We start from the raw sequence: 13559 nt of genomic DNA, 5'->3' as shown, positions 1-13559 counted from the left end.
GCCCGAAACACCCCGGCCCGCCGAGCACACCCCGGAGACGTCGGAGGCCCCGCCGGAGGCGGACGCCGACCAACTGGAGAACGCCGAACGCCCACTCGCCGAGGAACAACCGCCGGAGCGGACCAACGACAGCGAAGCCCTCCTCGACACCGACGACCAGCCACCCCCGGCGGAAACGGACGGCGACCCCCCTCAGGAGAACGACAGCGAAGCCCTCCTCGGGGCCGAGGAGCAACCCCCGCCCGCCGAGGAGACCGCGGAGACCGACACCGGCGAGACCGCCCCGCCGGACGAGGGCGGACTCCCGCAGGAGGAGGCGGACGACCCACCGGCCACCGAGGAGCCCCTCCGACCAGCCGCGGAAGCGCAGGACCCGGACGCCACGTTCGACGACACCGCGGACGAGAAGGGCGCACTCGCGCCCGCCGAGGAAGCGGAACAGACCCCGGACGAGGGGGAGGATCCGGAACCGGAAACGGACGACACCCAGCCCGCGACCACCGAGGGCCCCGACGACGAACCGCCTTCCGAGCCACACGCGGAAGATGCCACCGGCCCGGCCGAGGACCTGGACGCGGAACCCGCGGCGGAGCCCCCGCCGGACGAGACGGAGGCCCAAGACCCGAGCTCCGAAGAACAGACCGACGAGGCTGAGACCGACGACGCCGCCGAGGAGCAGGCGTCCGACGAGCAAGCCCCCACCGAATCCCCCGTCGCGGCCGACGACGAATCCGGACGCGATCGCGACGACCCCCCCGAGGAAGAACCGGACAGCCAACCCGGAGATGGCGAACCATCTCCGGAGAACGTCACCGCACCGGAGCCACCTGAGGAGGACAGGGCCGACGCATCCGCCCAAGAAACGGCAGACACCGAAGCCGAGCCACCCACATCGGGGAAAGCCGACGAGCACCAGGCGGGGGACGCCCCGGGGACACCGGGCACCCCACAAGCTGAGGGCCAGGAATCCGCTCCCCCGCACGGCGATATCCCCGACCAGAGTCCGGAGGAACCCGTCGAGCAGGAGTCGCCACCGGACGGATCACCGGCACCTACTGCGGAGGCCGACGATGTTGTCACGGACGACCACGCGGTCGGCCAATCCGATGCGCCCGTCCCCGGGGACACCCAGGGCGGTCCGGGCAAGTGGGCGGCCGTCAACGAATCCATGTCCGAGAGAGCAGCCGCCTACCAGGCGAGAATCACCGGAATTCCGGAGGGAATGAGCTACATCGTCCATGGGGTGAAATTCGATGGCTACCAGGAAGGTAAACTTCTGGACGCCAAAGGACCCGGATACGCCAATTTCGCAAAGAATGGCCAATTCCAGCCCTGGTACGATGGCGCGGACAGCCTAGCAGATCAGGCACAGCGCCAGCTCTACGCAGCCGGAAGCACGCCGATCACTTGGCATGTCGCCGAGTCAGGTGCTGCCACGGCGATACAGAATCTCCTCGCCGATCGCGGAATTTTCGGAATCAATATCGTGCACTCGCCCTAGAGAGAAGTTTGAGGCATGACAGACACATTCTACCTAGGCGCCTACTGGGGACCACGAGCCGAATCGGCCGGTGAATGCGCGGCACGGCTGGGCGACTGTCTCCAGCGTCTCGGTACAACGCATCCTGCCCTGGCGACATGGTTCCGCAAGGGCAAAAGCAAGGCAGCAGCCTCCAACGAGGCCATCACCGTCAACAATGAAGCCCTTGAGGCTCTCCTGCTGGCTGGCCGAAGCCGCACGGACATCGGGGGCGACACCATCGACGAACTCGGCTTTCGCGCGTCGCTCTGGAACAGGGATCCACTTGCTGTATCGCTCAGCACCACGTGTGGCGCACATCCCGCGACCAATTCCGTCATGAACTATTTCACGCTGACTCTGCCGGAACCGCTGGAGGCCGCGACCGAGTTGTACGAGCCGGATGTCGCCCGAGCAGTCTTCCGCGCCGTAGTGGAGGCGTGGAGCCCGACGTGGGCGACGTACGCGAGCTACGCGATGCGCGAACGTCAGCGCACCGCCCCGGGGCAGCCGGTCGGAGGCTGGCTCACCTACCTGGATGGAAAACTCGGGTCGTCGACGCAAAATCGTCCCGAGGTCTCGGTCGAGCCGTTCGCAAGCGGTGTCCTCGTCACTGCGGGCACCGATCCGCTGAATGTCTCCGACGCGCAACTCGCGAGCGTGGTGAATTTCCTTTCGGCCACTCACTGAGGCCATCTGTGCGCAGGATCGCGTTGTACGGGTGCCGCGCCGCCACGGGGTCCCTCCCTTCCTCCGCGCCGGTCGGGCCGCAGGCACCGAAACGCCCCTCGTCGGCCCGGCCGCCCGTGACACCCCCCCCCACACACACCGTCTGGACTACGCATGAGGGAAGAGCTTCGTAAGTTCATCAGGATCTACCTCGACCAGGAACAGGCGTACGACACGAGCGGAACCCTACGGAGCACCCTGCACGCGTTCGACCGCTCCTATGTCCAAGCCGTCGAGCAGGGCTTCGCGCACCTCCTGGAGCACCGTGAGCTCGACACCGACACGTACGAGGACCTCACGTCGGTCGAGTTCGAGGACGAGGACTCGCTCTACGCCTATATGAGCGACCTCTACGCGCACCTCTTCGGCGACCGGGCAGATCAGCCGATGCCGCCCGAGTGACCCCGCTCGCCCGCCGCCGCGGCCGAGCGGCGGGTGCTGTCCACCGAAGTTCCCCGCCGGTAACATCGGGGGGAGGCTCTGCGCGACCGGCAGTGCCGCACTCGACGGCAGGTGGTGGTGGGGCGCATGACCGGGACCGGCTATTTCACGTCCGTGGACGATGTCTTCGTCAAACTGGCCGAGACCGGCTATCTCGCCTCCACCGCCGTGGCCACCACGGTCTTCCTGGCCGACCGCCTCGGCAAGCCGCTGCTGGTCGAGGGCCCGGCCGGGGTCGGCAAGACCGAGCTGGCCAAGTCCGTCGCCACCGTCGCCGGCGCCCGCCTGATCCGCCTCCAGTGCTACGAGGGCGTCGACGAGGCCCGCGCCCTCTACGAGTGGAACCACGCCAAGCAGCTCCTGCGCATCACGGCGGGCCGCGACGAGACCTGGGACCAGACCCGCACCGACATCTTCAGCGAGGAGTTCCTCCTCACCCGCCCGCTGCTGACCGCCATCCGGGGCGGCGACCCCAAGGTCCTGCTCATCGACGAGACCGACAAGGCCGACGTCGAGGTCGAGGGCCTGCTGCTCGAAGTCCTCAGCGACTTCCAGGTCACCGTCCCCGAGCTGGGCACGATCACCGCGACCCGCCGCCCGTTCACCGTCCTCACCTCCAACGCCACGCGCGAGCTGTCCGAGGCGCTGCGCCGCCGCTGCCTCTTCCTCCATCTCGGCTTCCCCGACGAGGAGCTGGAGCGCCGCATCGTCCGCACCAAGGTCCCGGGCCTGGGCGAGGCGCTCGCCGCGTCCGTCGTCCGGGTCGTCGCCGCGCTGCGCGCCATGGACCTGCGCAAGGTGCCCTCGGTCGCCGAGACCATCGACTGGGCCCGCACGCTCCTCGCCCTGGGCGCCGACACCCTGGAGGACCGCCTGGTCCGCGACACCCTCGGCGTGATCCTCAAGCACCAGGAGGACGTGGAAAAGGCCACCGGCAAGCTCCAGTTGGACACCCCGTGACCGTCCCGGCGGGGCTCGCGGAGCGGCTGACCGGCCTGGTGCGGACGCTGCGCGCGCACGGCATGCGGATCGGCCCCGGCGAGACCATCGACGCCGCCCGGGTGCTGGAGGTCCTCGGCCTGGCCGACCGGGAACGGGCCCGCGCGGGCCTGGCCGCCGCGCTGCTCCACAACGAGGGCCAACGCGCCGTCTTCGACCCGGTGTTCGACCTCTACTTCCCGCTCGGCGTCGGCGCCCCGGACGGCGCGCCCAAGGACCGGGCCACGCTGCGCGAGCAGCTCGCCGAGGCGCTCGCCACCAACGACCAGGCCGCCCTGACGCGGCTCGCGGCCGAGGCCGTCGACGCCCTCGGCCAGTACGGCACCTCCCCCGCCACGGACGGCTGGTCGGCCTACCAGACCCTCGACCGGCTGCGCCCGGAAACGCTGCTGGCCCGCGTCCTCGCCGCCGCCACCGGCGCCGGTGCGGGAGGCGGCGGGGGCGGCTTCACGGACCGGCTGGCGGCGGACGAGATCCGGCGCCGCATCGAGGACTTCCGCGAACGCGTCCGTACCGAGGCCCGCCGCCGGGTCGCGGAGCGGCGCGGCACGGACCAGGTCGCCCAGCGCGGCCTGGCGCCCACCGCCGACCGCGTCGACTTCCTCATCGCGGGACGCGCCCAACTGGCCGAGCTGCGCCGGACGGTGCACCCGCTCGCCCGCAAGCTCGCCACCCGCCTGGCCGCCCGCCGCCGCCGCGCCGCCCGGGGCCGGATCGACCTGCGCCGCACGCTGCGCGGCTCTTTGTCCACCGGCGGCGTCCCGGTCCGGCCGGTGCTGCGCCGCCGTCGTCCGGCCCGCCCGGAGATCGTGCTGCTGTGCGACGTGTCCGGCTCGGTCGCGGGCTTCGCCAACTTCACGATGCTGCTGGTGCAGGCGCTCAGCGACCAGTTCAGCAAGGTACGGGTCTTCGCCTTCGTCAACCGGACGGACGAGGTGACGCGGCTGGTCACCGTCGGCGCGGCCGACCCCGAACGCCTCGGCGCCCGCATCCTCGGCGAGGCGGCGGTGACCGGCTGGCACGGCAGCAGCGACTACGGCTCGGCCCTCGCCGAGTTCGCGGACCGCCACCGCGACGCGGTCGGCCCGCGCACCTCGGTGTTCATTCTCGGCGACGGCCGCACCAACGGCGGGGACCCCAACCTCGACGCCCTGCGCCGGATCAGCGAACGGGCCCGCCGCGTCCACTGGTTGAACCCCGAGCAGCCCTCCTCCTGGGGCACCGGTGACTCGGCGGCCCTCCGCTACGCGGAGGTGGTCCCGATGCACGCCTGCCGCAACGTGCAGCAGCTCAGCGCCCTCATCACCCGCTTGCTGCCCGTGTGATGCCCATGAGGCGCTACCATCTCCCCTGCCACACAAGGGTGTTGGTTCTGGGGAGGGAATGCGGATGACGCTGCGCGCACACCGGACGGCGGTCGCCCTGGCGGCCTGCGCACTGACGGCCTCGGCCCTGCTGACCGCCTGCGGCGGAGGCGGCTCCGAGAAACCGAACCAGGCCGGGGACTCCGCTCCGGAGGAGCAGCCGGAGGAACAGCCGGAGGAGCCGGAAGAATCGGAAGAGCAACCGGCGGCCCTGTCCCCGGACACCCTCACCGAGGCGGACCTGTCGGAGGTGCTGCTGGCCCAGGGCGACCTGGCCGAGTTCCAGTTCGACGACCTGCCCGTCACCCACCGCGACGGCACGGCCGCCGACCCGGCCTCCTGCCAACCCATCGAGAACGTCCGCCTCTTCGCGCTCGACCCCGCCCCGGTGGCGATCACCGGCCGCCTGGCCACGGGCATCTCCGGCGACGCCGCCGGCACGGCCACCACCGTCATCCTCGCCTCCTACGATCTGGCGGACGCCGAGCAGATCATGGCCGACCTGCGCACCGCCGTCGCGGACTGCGCGGAGGGCTTCGACGGCGGCGCCCTGCACTTCACGTCGGTCACCGAGCTGCCGCCGCCCGACCTGGCCGAGGACGAGGTGGCGTTCGAACTGCTCGGCGACGGCACTCAGCCCGGCTGGTACGCGGTCGTCCGCGCCGGCTCCACGCTCGCGCTGTTCCACACGGCGGCGATGACCGACTGGGACGGCGGCGTCCCGTCCCCGCTCGTCGTCCAGCAGTTCATGAAGATCCAGGCGTTCCTGCTGAATTGAAACGACGCCGAGCGAGCGGCAGCCGATCCGGCTCGTCGCCCGCCCGCGTCGGCGCGGTGAACAGCGGGAGCCGTTCCCGGAAAACCTGTGGCGCATCCCACACGGACCGTCGATGCTCACCGGTATGTCGAACACCGAGAGACGGTTCGGGTGGTGGGACATGTTCCTCCACCCCGACGAGGACCCACGCTCCGAAGGCGGCTTCGAGGGCGAACGAGCCACCCTCGTCGGCTACTTGCGCGACCAGCGCACGACGCTCGAACTCAAGTGCTCCGGCCTCGACGCCGAAGCCCTGGCCCGCCGCTCGGTGGAGCCGTCCAACCTGTCCCTGCTGGGCCTGGTCCGCCACCTGGCCGACGTCGAACGCTCCTGGTTCCGCCGCGTCCTGGCCGGCCAGGATGCCCCCCGGCGCTACCGGACGGAGGACGACCGCGACGCGGACTTCAACGGCGCCGTCGCGGACCCCGAGGTGGTCGCGGACGCCTGGGCCGCCTGGCGCGCGGAGGTCGAATTCGCGGAACACTTCACGGCCCAGGCCCCCACCCTCGACCTCACCGGCGACCACGACGGCGAACCGATCACACTGCGCGAAGTCCTGGTCCACATGATCGAGGAATACGCCCGCCACAACGGCCACGCCGACTTCCTCCGCGAACGCATCGACGGCCGCGTCGGTCAGTAGCGGAGCGCCGCACAGACTTCCTCAGCAGTCGGCCGCCCCCCGGGTTCCGGGCTCAGCATGGCCTCGATGACCCTGCCGAGTCGGCCCGGGATACCGACGTCCCGGTGCCGTCCTTGCGCGATGACGCGCCGCTGTTCCTCACGCTCCGCGTCCGGGGGAAAGTCGATGGCCCGGAGCCCCGTCGCACTCATGAACAGGCTGGCGCCGAGCCCGAACACGTCGGACGCCCGCGTGGGCACCGCCGTCCCGGAGTCCAGCACACTGCGGGAGATCTCCGGACTCTCGTAGGGCACGAGGCACCCACGGTGCGGAAAGTCGTACGCCTGCGGCACGTCGCCCCCGTGGGCAAGACCAAGGTCGATCAACCGCGTCTCATGGGCCGAGAGGAGGAAGTGCAGCGGTTGCACGTCACCGTGCACCCATCCGGCCGCGTGCAGATCGGCCAGGACCCGGGCACAGCGCAGTGCGTCGGCGTCGATATCCCGCCGCGGCTCCTCGCCCGCCCGGTGGGACTCCCACAGGTGCCACAGGCTGTCCCCGGCGTGCCATGGTTGGACACTCCATGTCCCGAGTGCCCACTCACCCCAGTGGGTTCCCGTGCGTCCGAGCTGTTGAAGGATGTGTGCTTCCCGCGCGGGGGCCAGCGCGGTGTGCGCGTGCGTGCGCGAGGGATAGCCGAGTTTGACCGCGTGCCGGCCGTGCTCGCCGGCCACCCACCAGACAGTGGAACCGCGCCGGTTCGCTATGAGACGTGTGGAGCGAGGCGAGACCAAGGCCGCGATCTCCTCGGTCAGTTCGTATGGCTCGTCACTCATTGGCTATCCGTCGTCAGGAAGTCGGCGGCCCGGCCGCATGAGGCATCGGCCGACCCGCGTCGCTCACGTTCGTCAGAGGCTACTGCCGCTCAGGCGGCGTAGTCGCGGCCGTCATCGGCGTCACCGGGCGTCCGCCCCGGCGGGGTGGGGTCATCGTCGCCGGGCTGCTTCTGGTCTCCGTTACGGAGGACGAGGCCGAGCGCCGTCATGTGGTCGTCTCCTTACCAGTGGTTACGTGCCTGTGGATGATTGCCCGGGCTCCCGCGCACCACAACCGGCGTGAGCGCAGGCCGGGACGGGTGCGGTGAACGCCGGCCCGGGCGGAGAACGTGCGCCGCCCCCACGGCCTCGCCGACCGGCTCAAAGGCTCATGCGTCCGTGACGGTTGAATCCACTGAGCCGGTTGGCTTCCGCGCGGCCTCTCGTGCGTATTCCCGCCTCGCGCAGCCATTTGGTGACGCGGTATTCGGAGACGCCGAATTCGCGGGCGATCTTCGCCGCCGACTGTCTCCGCACGAGATAGCGCCGCCGGAGTTCGTCCGCGCTGATCGGGCACGGCTCATTCCTCGGCGGCCTCATGGGCGGGCCCGGCCGAGGTGTTCGTCGATGGCTTGTCCCAACTCGGCGTTGCGCTGCCAGAGTTCCTGAAGCGAAGGCTTCTCCTCGACCGGTTCCTGCTCTTCCGGCTCCTCACGCGGTGCCGCCTCGTCACTCACCGCTTCACCTCCCCACGACTCCTGGCCCGCAGCCGCTCCCGCTGCGCCTCCTCGAGTGCCAGCAGCCGGATATCGCTTCCCGCAACCGGCCACTCCAGCCCGCCGTTGACCGGCCGCAGCATCAGGTGGGGTCCGGCCATGCCCATGTAGACGCCGACCTCGTCACGGCTCGCGTCCCGTGCCAGCTCTCCCACTCGCGGGGATCGGTCAGTCATGCCCACCTCTCCTTCGTTACGGGGTGTGCAGCCATCACAACCGAGAGGTAATGTCGGGCGGTACCGGAAACGGCGGGGTGGGGCATCAAACCATCAAGAATCGCGCGTCAGGAGTGACCGCATGGGCAAGCGTGAGCCAAACGTCAGGCTGGCCAGGCTCCTGTCCGAATCGGGCATGGGCGAAGCGCAGTTCGCCAGAACCATCAACCGGGTGGCGGCAGAGGCCGGGTTCACGACGACCTATGACCAGCCGTCCGTGAGCAACTGGCTCGGCGGCACCATGCCGCGTTCCACCGTGCGGCCGTTCATCCTGGAGGCGCTGGCCCGCAAGCTCGATCGTCCTCTCACGTACGCCGATATCGGTTTTCCCGCTCCGATCACGCGTCCTAACGCTCGCCCGGGTATCAATCTCGTTGAGGAGTTGATGGAACTCGGAAGGAGCGACATGGACCCGACCCGCCGGGGGGTGCTGAGCGCCGGAGCCTTCTCCGCCGCGCTCACCATCCCCGGATGGCCCGACGTCATGGATCGTCTGACAGCAATCACGACCGGCCGCGCGTCGCGCATCGGCACGGCCGACGTTCAGGCTGTGAACGCGGTCTCCGACCAACTGGTGCGAATGTATGCCGATTTCGGCGGCGGCTATGCAAGGCCACTGGCGGCCAGCTTCCTGGTCAACCACGTCGGACCGTATCTGCGGGCAGACGGACCGGACGAAGTCCGCAAAGCGATGGGGACCGCTTCCGCGTTCCTCTGCTACCTCACGGGCTGGATGGCCGTGGACGAGGGCCATCACGGGCTCGCCCAGCAGTACTACGTAAAGGCGCTGGAGATCGCGGGCGGCGCCGAGGACCACGCGACGTACTGCCAGGTTCTCCGGGGAATGTCCGTGCAGGCCACGGACCTCGGGCACGGACGCCTCGGAGTGCGGCTCGCCGACGCGGCAGCCGCCGCCATCCCCACAGCCGTGCCCCGGAAACGCGCATTCTTCGCGGGCCAGCAGGCCCATGCCTACGCCGTGGCCGGTGACCGGAACGCGGCACTCCGAGCGATCCGGGACACCGAGGTGGCCATCGACCAGGCAGCGAGTCAGACCGTACCGGTCTGGGGTTTCTCGCCCGCGACACTCGCCTATACCACGGCGCAAGTCCGCTACAGCCTGGGCGACGTGGCCGGAAGCGTGTCGTCCCTGAAGCTGCACTTCCGTCTGCGGGACCAGACCGACACCCGCGTGTCCGCAGTCCGGTTCGGCTGCTTCCTGGCCGAACGCCAATTGGAACTCGGCCACTTGGAGGCTGCCTGCGCCACCTGGGGCCGGGTCCTGGACGAATACCCCCTGGTGCGCTCGGGCCGGGCGGACGAACGGGTGGCCGCCATGAAGTCCCGCCTCCGGCCGTACCTCACGAACCAGACCGCACGCGCGCTGTACGAGCGCGCTCAAGCGGAGACCAACGGCCGGCACACCACATCGGTCTGAACCGGGCCAGAAGACCAGAGAAGGGCATTCCCTGATGCACGAGCCAGGACGGCTCTTCCGCGAGACGTGGATCTCCGGTGTGCGCAAGCACTATCCCGGCGAGCCCAAGCCGAGCTATGTCGCGCCCTGGAGCGAGACTCCCGAGTGGGAACGCCAGGCGGCAGCGGCCGTCGAGGGGCAGGTGCGGGACTTCATCGAGGTGAGCGGGAAGAACACCGGGAAGCTCAGCCGGGAGCAGAAGGGCCGGTTCGTCGCCCTTTGCTGGATCGCGCAGATCCACAAGCACTTCGACGCGCCCAAGCCCAGCTACGTGGCGGACTGGGAGGACCTGCCGAGCTGGCAGCGGGAGACCGACGCGGACATCTTCGAGGCCGTCGAAGGAGCGTGACCGGCGTCGCCCTGTGGGGGACGCCGCCGTGCGGCTAGTGTGCCCGTATGTCCGAACAACGATTCCAGTCGTACGAGGAGTTCTGGCCGTACTACGTGGCCATGCACTCCAAGGCCACCACCCGGTGGATCCACCTCACGGGCACGCTGACCGGCCTCGCCGTCACCGCCTACGGCGCGGTCCGGCGGCGGCCCCGGCTGCTGCTCGGGCTGCCGCTGATCGGCTACGGCATGGCCTGGCCCGCGCACTTCCTCATCGAGGGCAACAACCCGGCCACCTTCGGCCACCCGGCGTGGTCGCTGCGCGGCGACGCCCAGATGATCCGCATGATGCTCACGGGCCGCGACGCGGAACTGTCCGAGATCGCGGCCAAGTGGCTGGCCGAGCACCCGGAGGACGCCCCCCGCCGGTAGACCGCGCTCACGTTTATGCGGCAACGCGCATAGCCGTTGTCGGCGCACTGACCGCTCCCCTATGGTCACTCCTGGTCACACCACTGAGGGGAAGGGACCACGATGGAGCTGCGCTTGATCGCCGGCGGGCCATGCCAGAGCGAAGAGGACGAACCAAACTGCAACCGCGGTGACTGCCCCGGTGTGTACACCACGAGCCATGGCACGATCGCCGTCCAAGGCAGCCGTGTTGATCAGCCGACACCCGATGACGAAGCGGTGGTCGAAATCCCCGAACAGGTACTCAGGGAGGCATTCCGTGCGCTTGGATGGTGAGGACTGGCCGCAGCTCTTCAACGCCTACCAGCGGGATGCCTGGCGGCTGGAGACGCAGCCCGTCTACCAGATGCCCGAAGAAGAGGCGGAGTTCGCTCACTTCCTGGCCACTGGCAAGCTTCCCGTCGCGGATGACGACGAATGGCTTGTCCGGCTGCGCCACTTCCGCAGCACCGGGCGGACCATCGGGCGCGTCCATGTCCTGACCCGGCCGCTGACCGACTACCTGCGGTTCGAGATGGCGTTCTACGCCCACAGTTCCCGAGCCGGAGAGGACATCCGGATCCTCGATCTCACCGATCGGGAAAACCCCGGACTCCCGCAGCAGGATTTCTGGATGCTGGACGATCACGTCGTGGAGATGCGATACGACGCCGAGGGACGCCAGATCGGCCGCTTCCTGCTCGACAACCCGGATCTGGAGCAGTACCGGGCATGGAAACGACTGGCCATCGAGCACTCGGTGCCGGTCGCTGAGTATCAAGCGGAGTACCTCGCACGTTGACCGTCGACCCCGGGCAGGCTGGACAGGACCGGAAAGATCTCGCCGAGGCGTTGAAGGCCCTGCGGATCGCCTCCGGCCTGTCCGGGGAACGGCTGGCCGTCCGCTGCGGCATAAGTCAGTCCAAGGTCTCCCGTATCGAGACCGGACGCACGCTTCCCACTGTGGTGGACGTGCAGTTGATGCTGAAAGCTCTCGGCGTCGATGACGAGACCGCCGACGACCTGGTGAGTCTGGCCCGCAGAGCCAACACGGAGTACGAAGACGTCCGGAGCTGGGCCCGCAAGGGTTTGCACACCGTTCAGCAGGAACTCACTTCTCTGGAGGCCAAGGCCACGCGGCTGCGGTATTTCCTCCCCGCCATCCCGACCGGACTGCTCCAGACGCCCGAGTACATGCGCGTGGCGATGTCCCCTGCGGTGGACCTAGTGAAGGTGGATGTCTCCCGCGCGATCGCGCTGAAACTGCGGCGGCAAGCGATCCTGCACGATGACTCCAAACGGTTCGAATTCCTGTTGACCGAATCCGCGCTTCGCTGGCGGCTTGCTCCACCCGGGGTCATGGCTCTGCAACTCGACCGGATCGCTTCTCTCTCCCGATTGCCCAACGTGTGGATCGGCGTGCTTCCACTCTCGCGGACGATCCCTGAAATGCCCTTCCACACCTTCACCGTCTACGACCGGACCCTTCTCACCATCGAGGTGTTCTCCGGCCGGATTGTGCTCCGGGACCCGAAGGACATCGACTACTATGGTGCGCTGTTCGACTTCTTCCAGCGGCACGCCGAGTCAGGTCCTGCGGCCCGGCGCCTGCTTGAGGGCTGGGCCGACGAATTCCGCACCGAGGCCGGCGGCGAATGATGCGGGAACGTGCATAGCGGTGGCATTCTCCGGGGATTATGGACATGCTTCAGGGCAGGAACAGAAACCAACTTGTGTGGAAGGAGAGTTCCATGCCCGATGCCGCTGCCGCTCCACCCACTGCCTTCCTTGATCCCCGCACCCTGCTCACCGTTCCGGTATTCGCCAGGCTGGTCGACCGGATTCTCCGCGAGAACCCGGAATTCAGTCACGACTTCGCGGAGCGAATCGTGGACCAGACGACCGCGTTCGTCGTAGCCGCCGCGAGGAGCCGCGAGCCGTTGTCTCCCAGCGGTGTCGTGGACATCGGCTGGCACAGCTTCATCCTGCATACCCGCGACTACGCGGACTTCTGTCAGCGGGTGGCCGGTGCGTTCGTCCACCACGCGCCGACCGACCCAGCCGTGCGAGCTGCCACGCCACACAGCTCAATCGCCGCACGGCGCGAGCGGACTCTGGACGCCGTGCGGCGGGCCGGGTTCTCGGTCGATGAGGAACTCTGGCCAGCCGCTCCGGCCGACTGCACACAGTGTTACTGCGGGTGTGGGAACAGTCCGAACAAGCCATAGCGAGCAGGACAGGAGGGGTACGTGCGTGAGGCGTGGGAGGTCTACGCGGAGGCCCAGCGGAACAAGCCGGAGCGGGAGCGGAACGCCGCCGGGGAGGTGACCTGGTTCAACTGGACCCTCCACCCGGATCACGGTCCCGGTGCGGACGTGCTCGGCTCCCCTGAGACAGTCCTGGAACTGGGCTGCGGCAGCGGCCGGAACATCGCGCATCTGGCGAGGCTCGGGGCGAAGGCGGTCGGGCTCGACGTCGCGTCGTCCCGGATCGACCGGGCTCGTGAGCGGTTCGGCGACATCCCGGGGCTGGATCTGGTGTGCGACGAGGCGACCGCGTACCTCGGGGCCGGAGGGCAGCAGTTCGACGCGGTCTTTTCCGTGTTCGGGGCCGTATGGTTCACCGATCCCGCGATTCTGATGCCGCTGATCCGCGCAAGCCTGCGCCCCGGGGGCATCCTCGCGTTCTCCCACCATCCGCCGATCGAGGGCTGCTACGGCTGCCAGGGCTCCTACGTACATCCGGCGAACGGCGGACGGCCCGTGCCGTTGCGCCGCTGGGCCTACACCCCGGACATGTGGAGGGGCATCCTCACGTCTCACGCCTTCGAGGCCGTCACCGGCCGGATCATCCCCGCCCCCGACGGCGACGGCCTCGACACCATGCTCGTCACCGCCACCCGGCCGCGCCACCAGCCACCCGCCAGCACCGGGGCGGCAAACCGTGGCGAACCGCAGGGACCGTGAGGTCAGCGTGGGGGTGCCGGACCGCGTGGGGGGGCCGGG

Annotated in this window: 18 protein-coding genes; 15 read left to right on the top strand and 3 right to left on the bottom strand. The window is 69.2% G+C overall.

Annotated elements, in window-relative coordinates; genetic code table 11:
- The 7 genes from ACSNOC_RS24235 to ACSNOC_RS24205 form a co-directional block, all read left to right on the top strand.
- Nucleotides 1–1501, top strand: a 1501-nt coding sequence (locus ACSNOC_RS24235) for a Tox-REase-5 domain-containing protein (protein ID WP_436749687.1), incomplete at its 5' end; no start/stop codon positions are given.
- Between the two features lie 15 nt (nt 1502–1516).
- On the top strand, nt 1517–2209 hold the full coding sequence (locus ACSNOC_RS24230; protein WP_436749686.1) for an Imm52 family immunity protein: 693 nt from the start codon (nt 1517–1519) through the stop codon (nt 2207–2209).
- A gap of 153 nt (nt 2210–2362) precedes the next feature.
- Nucleotides 2363–2650, top strand: coding sequence for a hypothetical protein (locus tag ACSNOC_RS24225; protein WP_436749685.1), 288 nt, complete (start codon nt 2363–2365; stop codon nt 2648–2650).
- Between the two features lie 126 nt (nt 2651–2776).
- Nucleotides 2777–3649, top strand: a complete 873-nt coding sequence (locus ACSNOC_RS24220) for an AAA family ATPase (RefSeq protein ID WP_436749684.1) — start codon at nt 2777–2779, stop codon at nt 3647–3649.
- Complete coding sequence (locus ACSNOC_RS24215) at nt 3646–5013, top strand: VWA domain-containing protein (protein WP_436749683.1); 1368 nt, start codon at nt 3646–3648, stop codon at nt 5011–5013. The genes ACSNOC_RS24220 and ACSNOC_RS24215 overlap by 4 nt, the downstream gene beginning before the upstream one ends.
- Nucleotides 5014–5077: 64 nt before the next feature.
- Nucleotides 5078–5830, top strand: a complete 753-nt coding sequence (locus tag ACSNOC_RS24210; RefSeq protein WP_436749682.1) for a hypothetical protein — start codon at nt 5078–5080, stop codon at nt 5828–5830.
- 124 nt (nt 5831–5954) lie between these two features.
- Nucleotides 5955–6512 (top strand): DinB family protein, encoded by a 558-nt coding sequence (locus ACSNOC_RS24205; protein WP_436749681.1) that lies wholly within the window; start codon nt 5955–5957, stop codon nt 6510–6512.
- Here ACSNOC_RS24205 and ACSNOC_RS24200 read toward each other — a convergent pair.
- The 3 genes from ACSNOC_RS24200 to ACSNOC_RS24190 form a co-directional block, all read right to left on the bottom strand.
- Nucleotides 6506–7225, bottom strand: a complete 720-nt coding sequence (locus tag ACSNOC_RS24200) for a protein kinase domain-containing protein (protein WP_436749680.1) — start codon at nt 7223–7225, stop codon at nt 6506–6508. The two genes, ACSNOC_RS24205 and ACSNOC_RS24200, sit on opposite strands and share 7 nt — an antisense overlap.
- Before the next feature lie 677 nt (nt 7226–7902).
- Complete coding sequence (locus ACSNOC_RS24195) at nt 7903–8043, bottom strand: hypothetical protein (protein WP_436749679.1); 141 nt, start codon at nt 8041–8043, stop codon at nt 7903–7905.
- Entirely contained in the window at nt 8040–8258 is a 219-nt protein-coding gene (locus ACSNOC_RS24190; protein WP_436749678.1) for a hypothetical protein, read from the bottom strand. The genes ACSNOC_RS24195 and ACSNOC_RS24190 overlap by 4 nt, the downstream gene beginning before the upstream one ends.
- A gap of 121 nt (nt 8259–8379) precedes the next feature.
- Here ACSNOC_RS24190 and ACSNOC_RS24185 point away from each other — a divergent pair, with 121 nt between their 5' ends.
- The 8 genes from ACSNOC_RS24185 (at nt 8380) to ACSNOC_RS24150 (ending at nt 13520) form a co-directional block, all read left to right on the top strand.
- On the top strand, nt 8380–9735 hold the full coding sequence (locus ACSNOC_RS24185) for a tetratricopeptide repeat protein (protein ID WP_436749677.1): 1356 nt from the start codon (nt 8380–8382) through the stop codon (nt 9733–9735).
- Between the two features lie 34 nt (nt 9736–9769).
- The gene (locus tag ACSNOC_RS24180) at nt 9770–10123 is read left to right on the top strand and encodes a hypothetical protein (RefSeq protein WP_436749676.1); all 354 of its coding nucleotides are present in this window, start codon (nt 9770–9772) and stop codon (nt 10121–10123) included.
- A gap of 47 nt (nt 10124–10170) precedes the next feature.
- Nucleotides 10171–10536 (top strand): Mpo1-like protein, encoded by a 366-nt coding sequence (locus ACSNOC_RS24175; protein ID WP_436749675.1) that lies wholly within the window; start codon nt 10171–10173, stop codon nt 10534–10536.
- Between the two features lie 102 nt (nt 10537–10638).
- Nucleotides 10639–10851 carry a hypothetical protein gene (locus ACSNOC_RS24170; protein ID WP_436749674.1) on the top strand — a complete coding sequence of 71 codons (213 nt, stop codon included), beginning with the start codon at nt 10639–10641 and terminating at the stop codon, nt 10849–10851.
- Nucleotides 10835–11356 carry a DUF6879 family protein gene (locus ACSNOC_RS24165; protein WP_436749673.1) on the top strand — a complete coding sequence of 174 codons (522 nt, stop codon included), beginning with the start codon at nt 10835–10837 and terminating at the stop codon, nt 11354–11356. Before ACSNOC_RS24170 ends, ACSNOC_RS24165 begins: the two co-directional genes overlap by 17 nt.
- Nucleotides 11353–12213: a helix-turn-helix domain-containing protein gene (locus tag ACSNOC_RS24160; RefSeq protein ID WP_436749672.1), complete on the top strand. Its 861-nt coding sequence runs from the start codon at nt 11353–11355 to the stop codon at nt 12211–12213. Before ACSNOC_RS24165 ends, ACSNOC_RS24160 begins: the two co-directional genes overlap by 4 nt.
- A 92-nt stretch (nt 12214–12305) precedes the next feature.
- A complete protein-coding gene (locus ACSNOC_RS24155; protein ID WP_436749671.1) occupies nt 12306–12782 on the top strand; it encodes a glycine-rich domain-containing protein in 477 nt (158 codons plus the stop codon).
- Nucleotides 12783–12803: 21 nt separating this feature from the next.
- Nucleotides 12804–13520, top strand: a complete 717-nt coding sequence (locus ACSNOC_RS24150; RefSeq protein ID WP_436749670.1) for a class I SAM-dependent methyltransferase — start codon at nt 12804–12806, stop codon at nt 13518–13520.
- Nucleotides 13521–13559 lie beyond the last annotated feature (39 nt).

Source organism: Streptomyces sp. URMC 129 (genome assembly GCF_051386415.1).
Lineage (GTDB): Bacteria > Actinomycetota > Actinomycetes > Streptomycetales > Streptomycetaceae > Streptomyces.
Note: the sequence above shows the minus strand (reverse complement) of the source record. Positions and strands in the feature narration are given on the sequence as shown.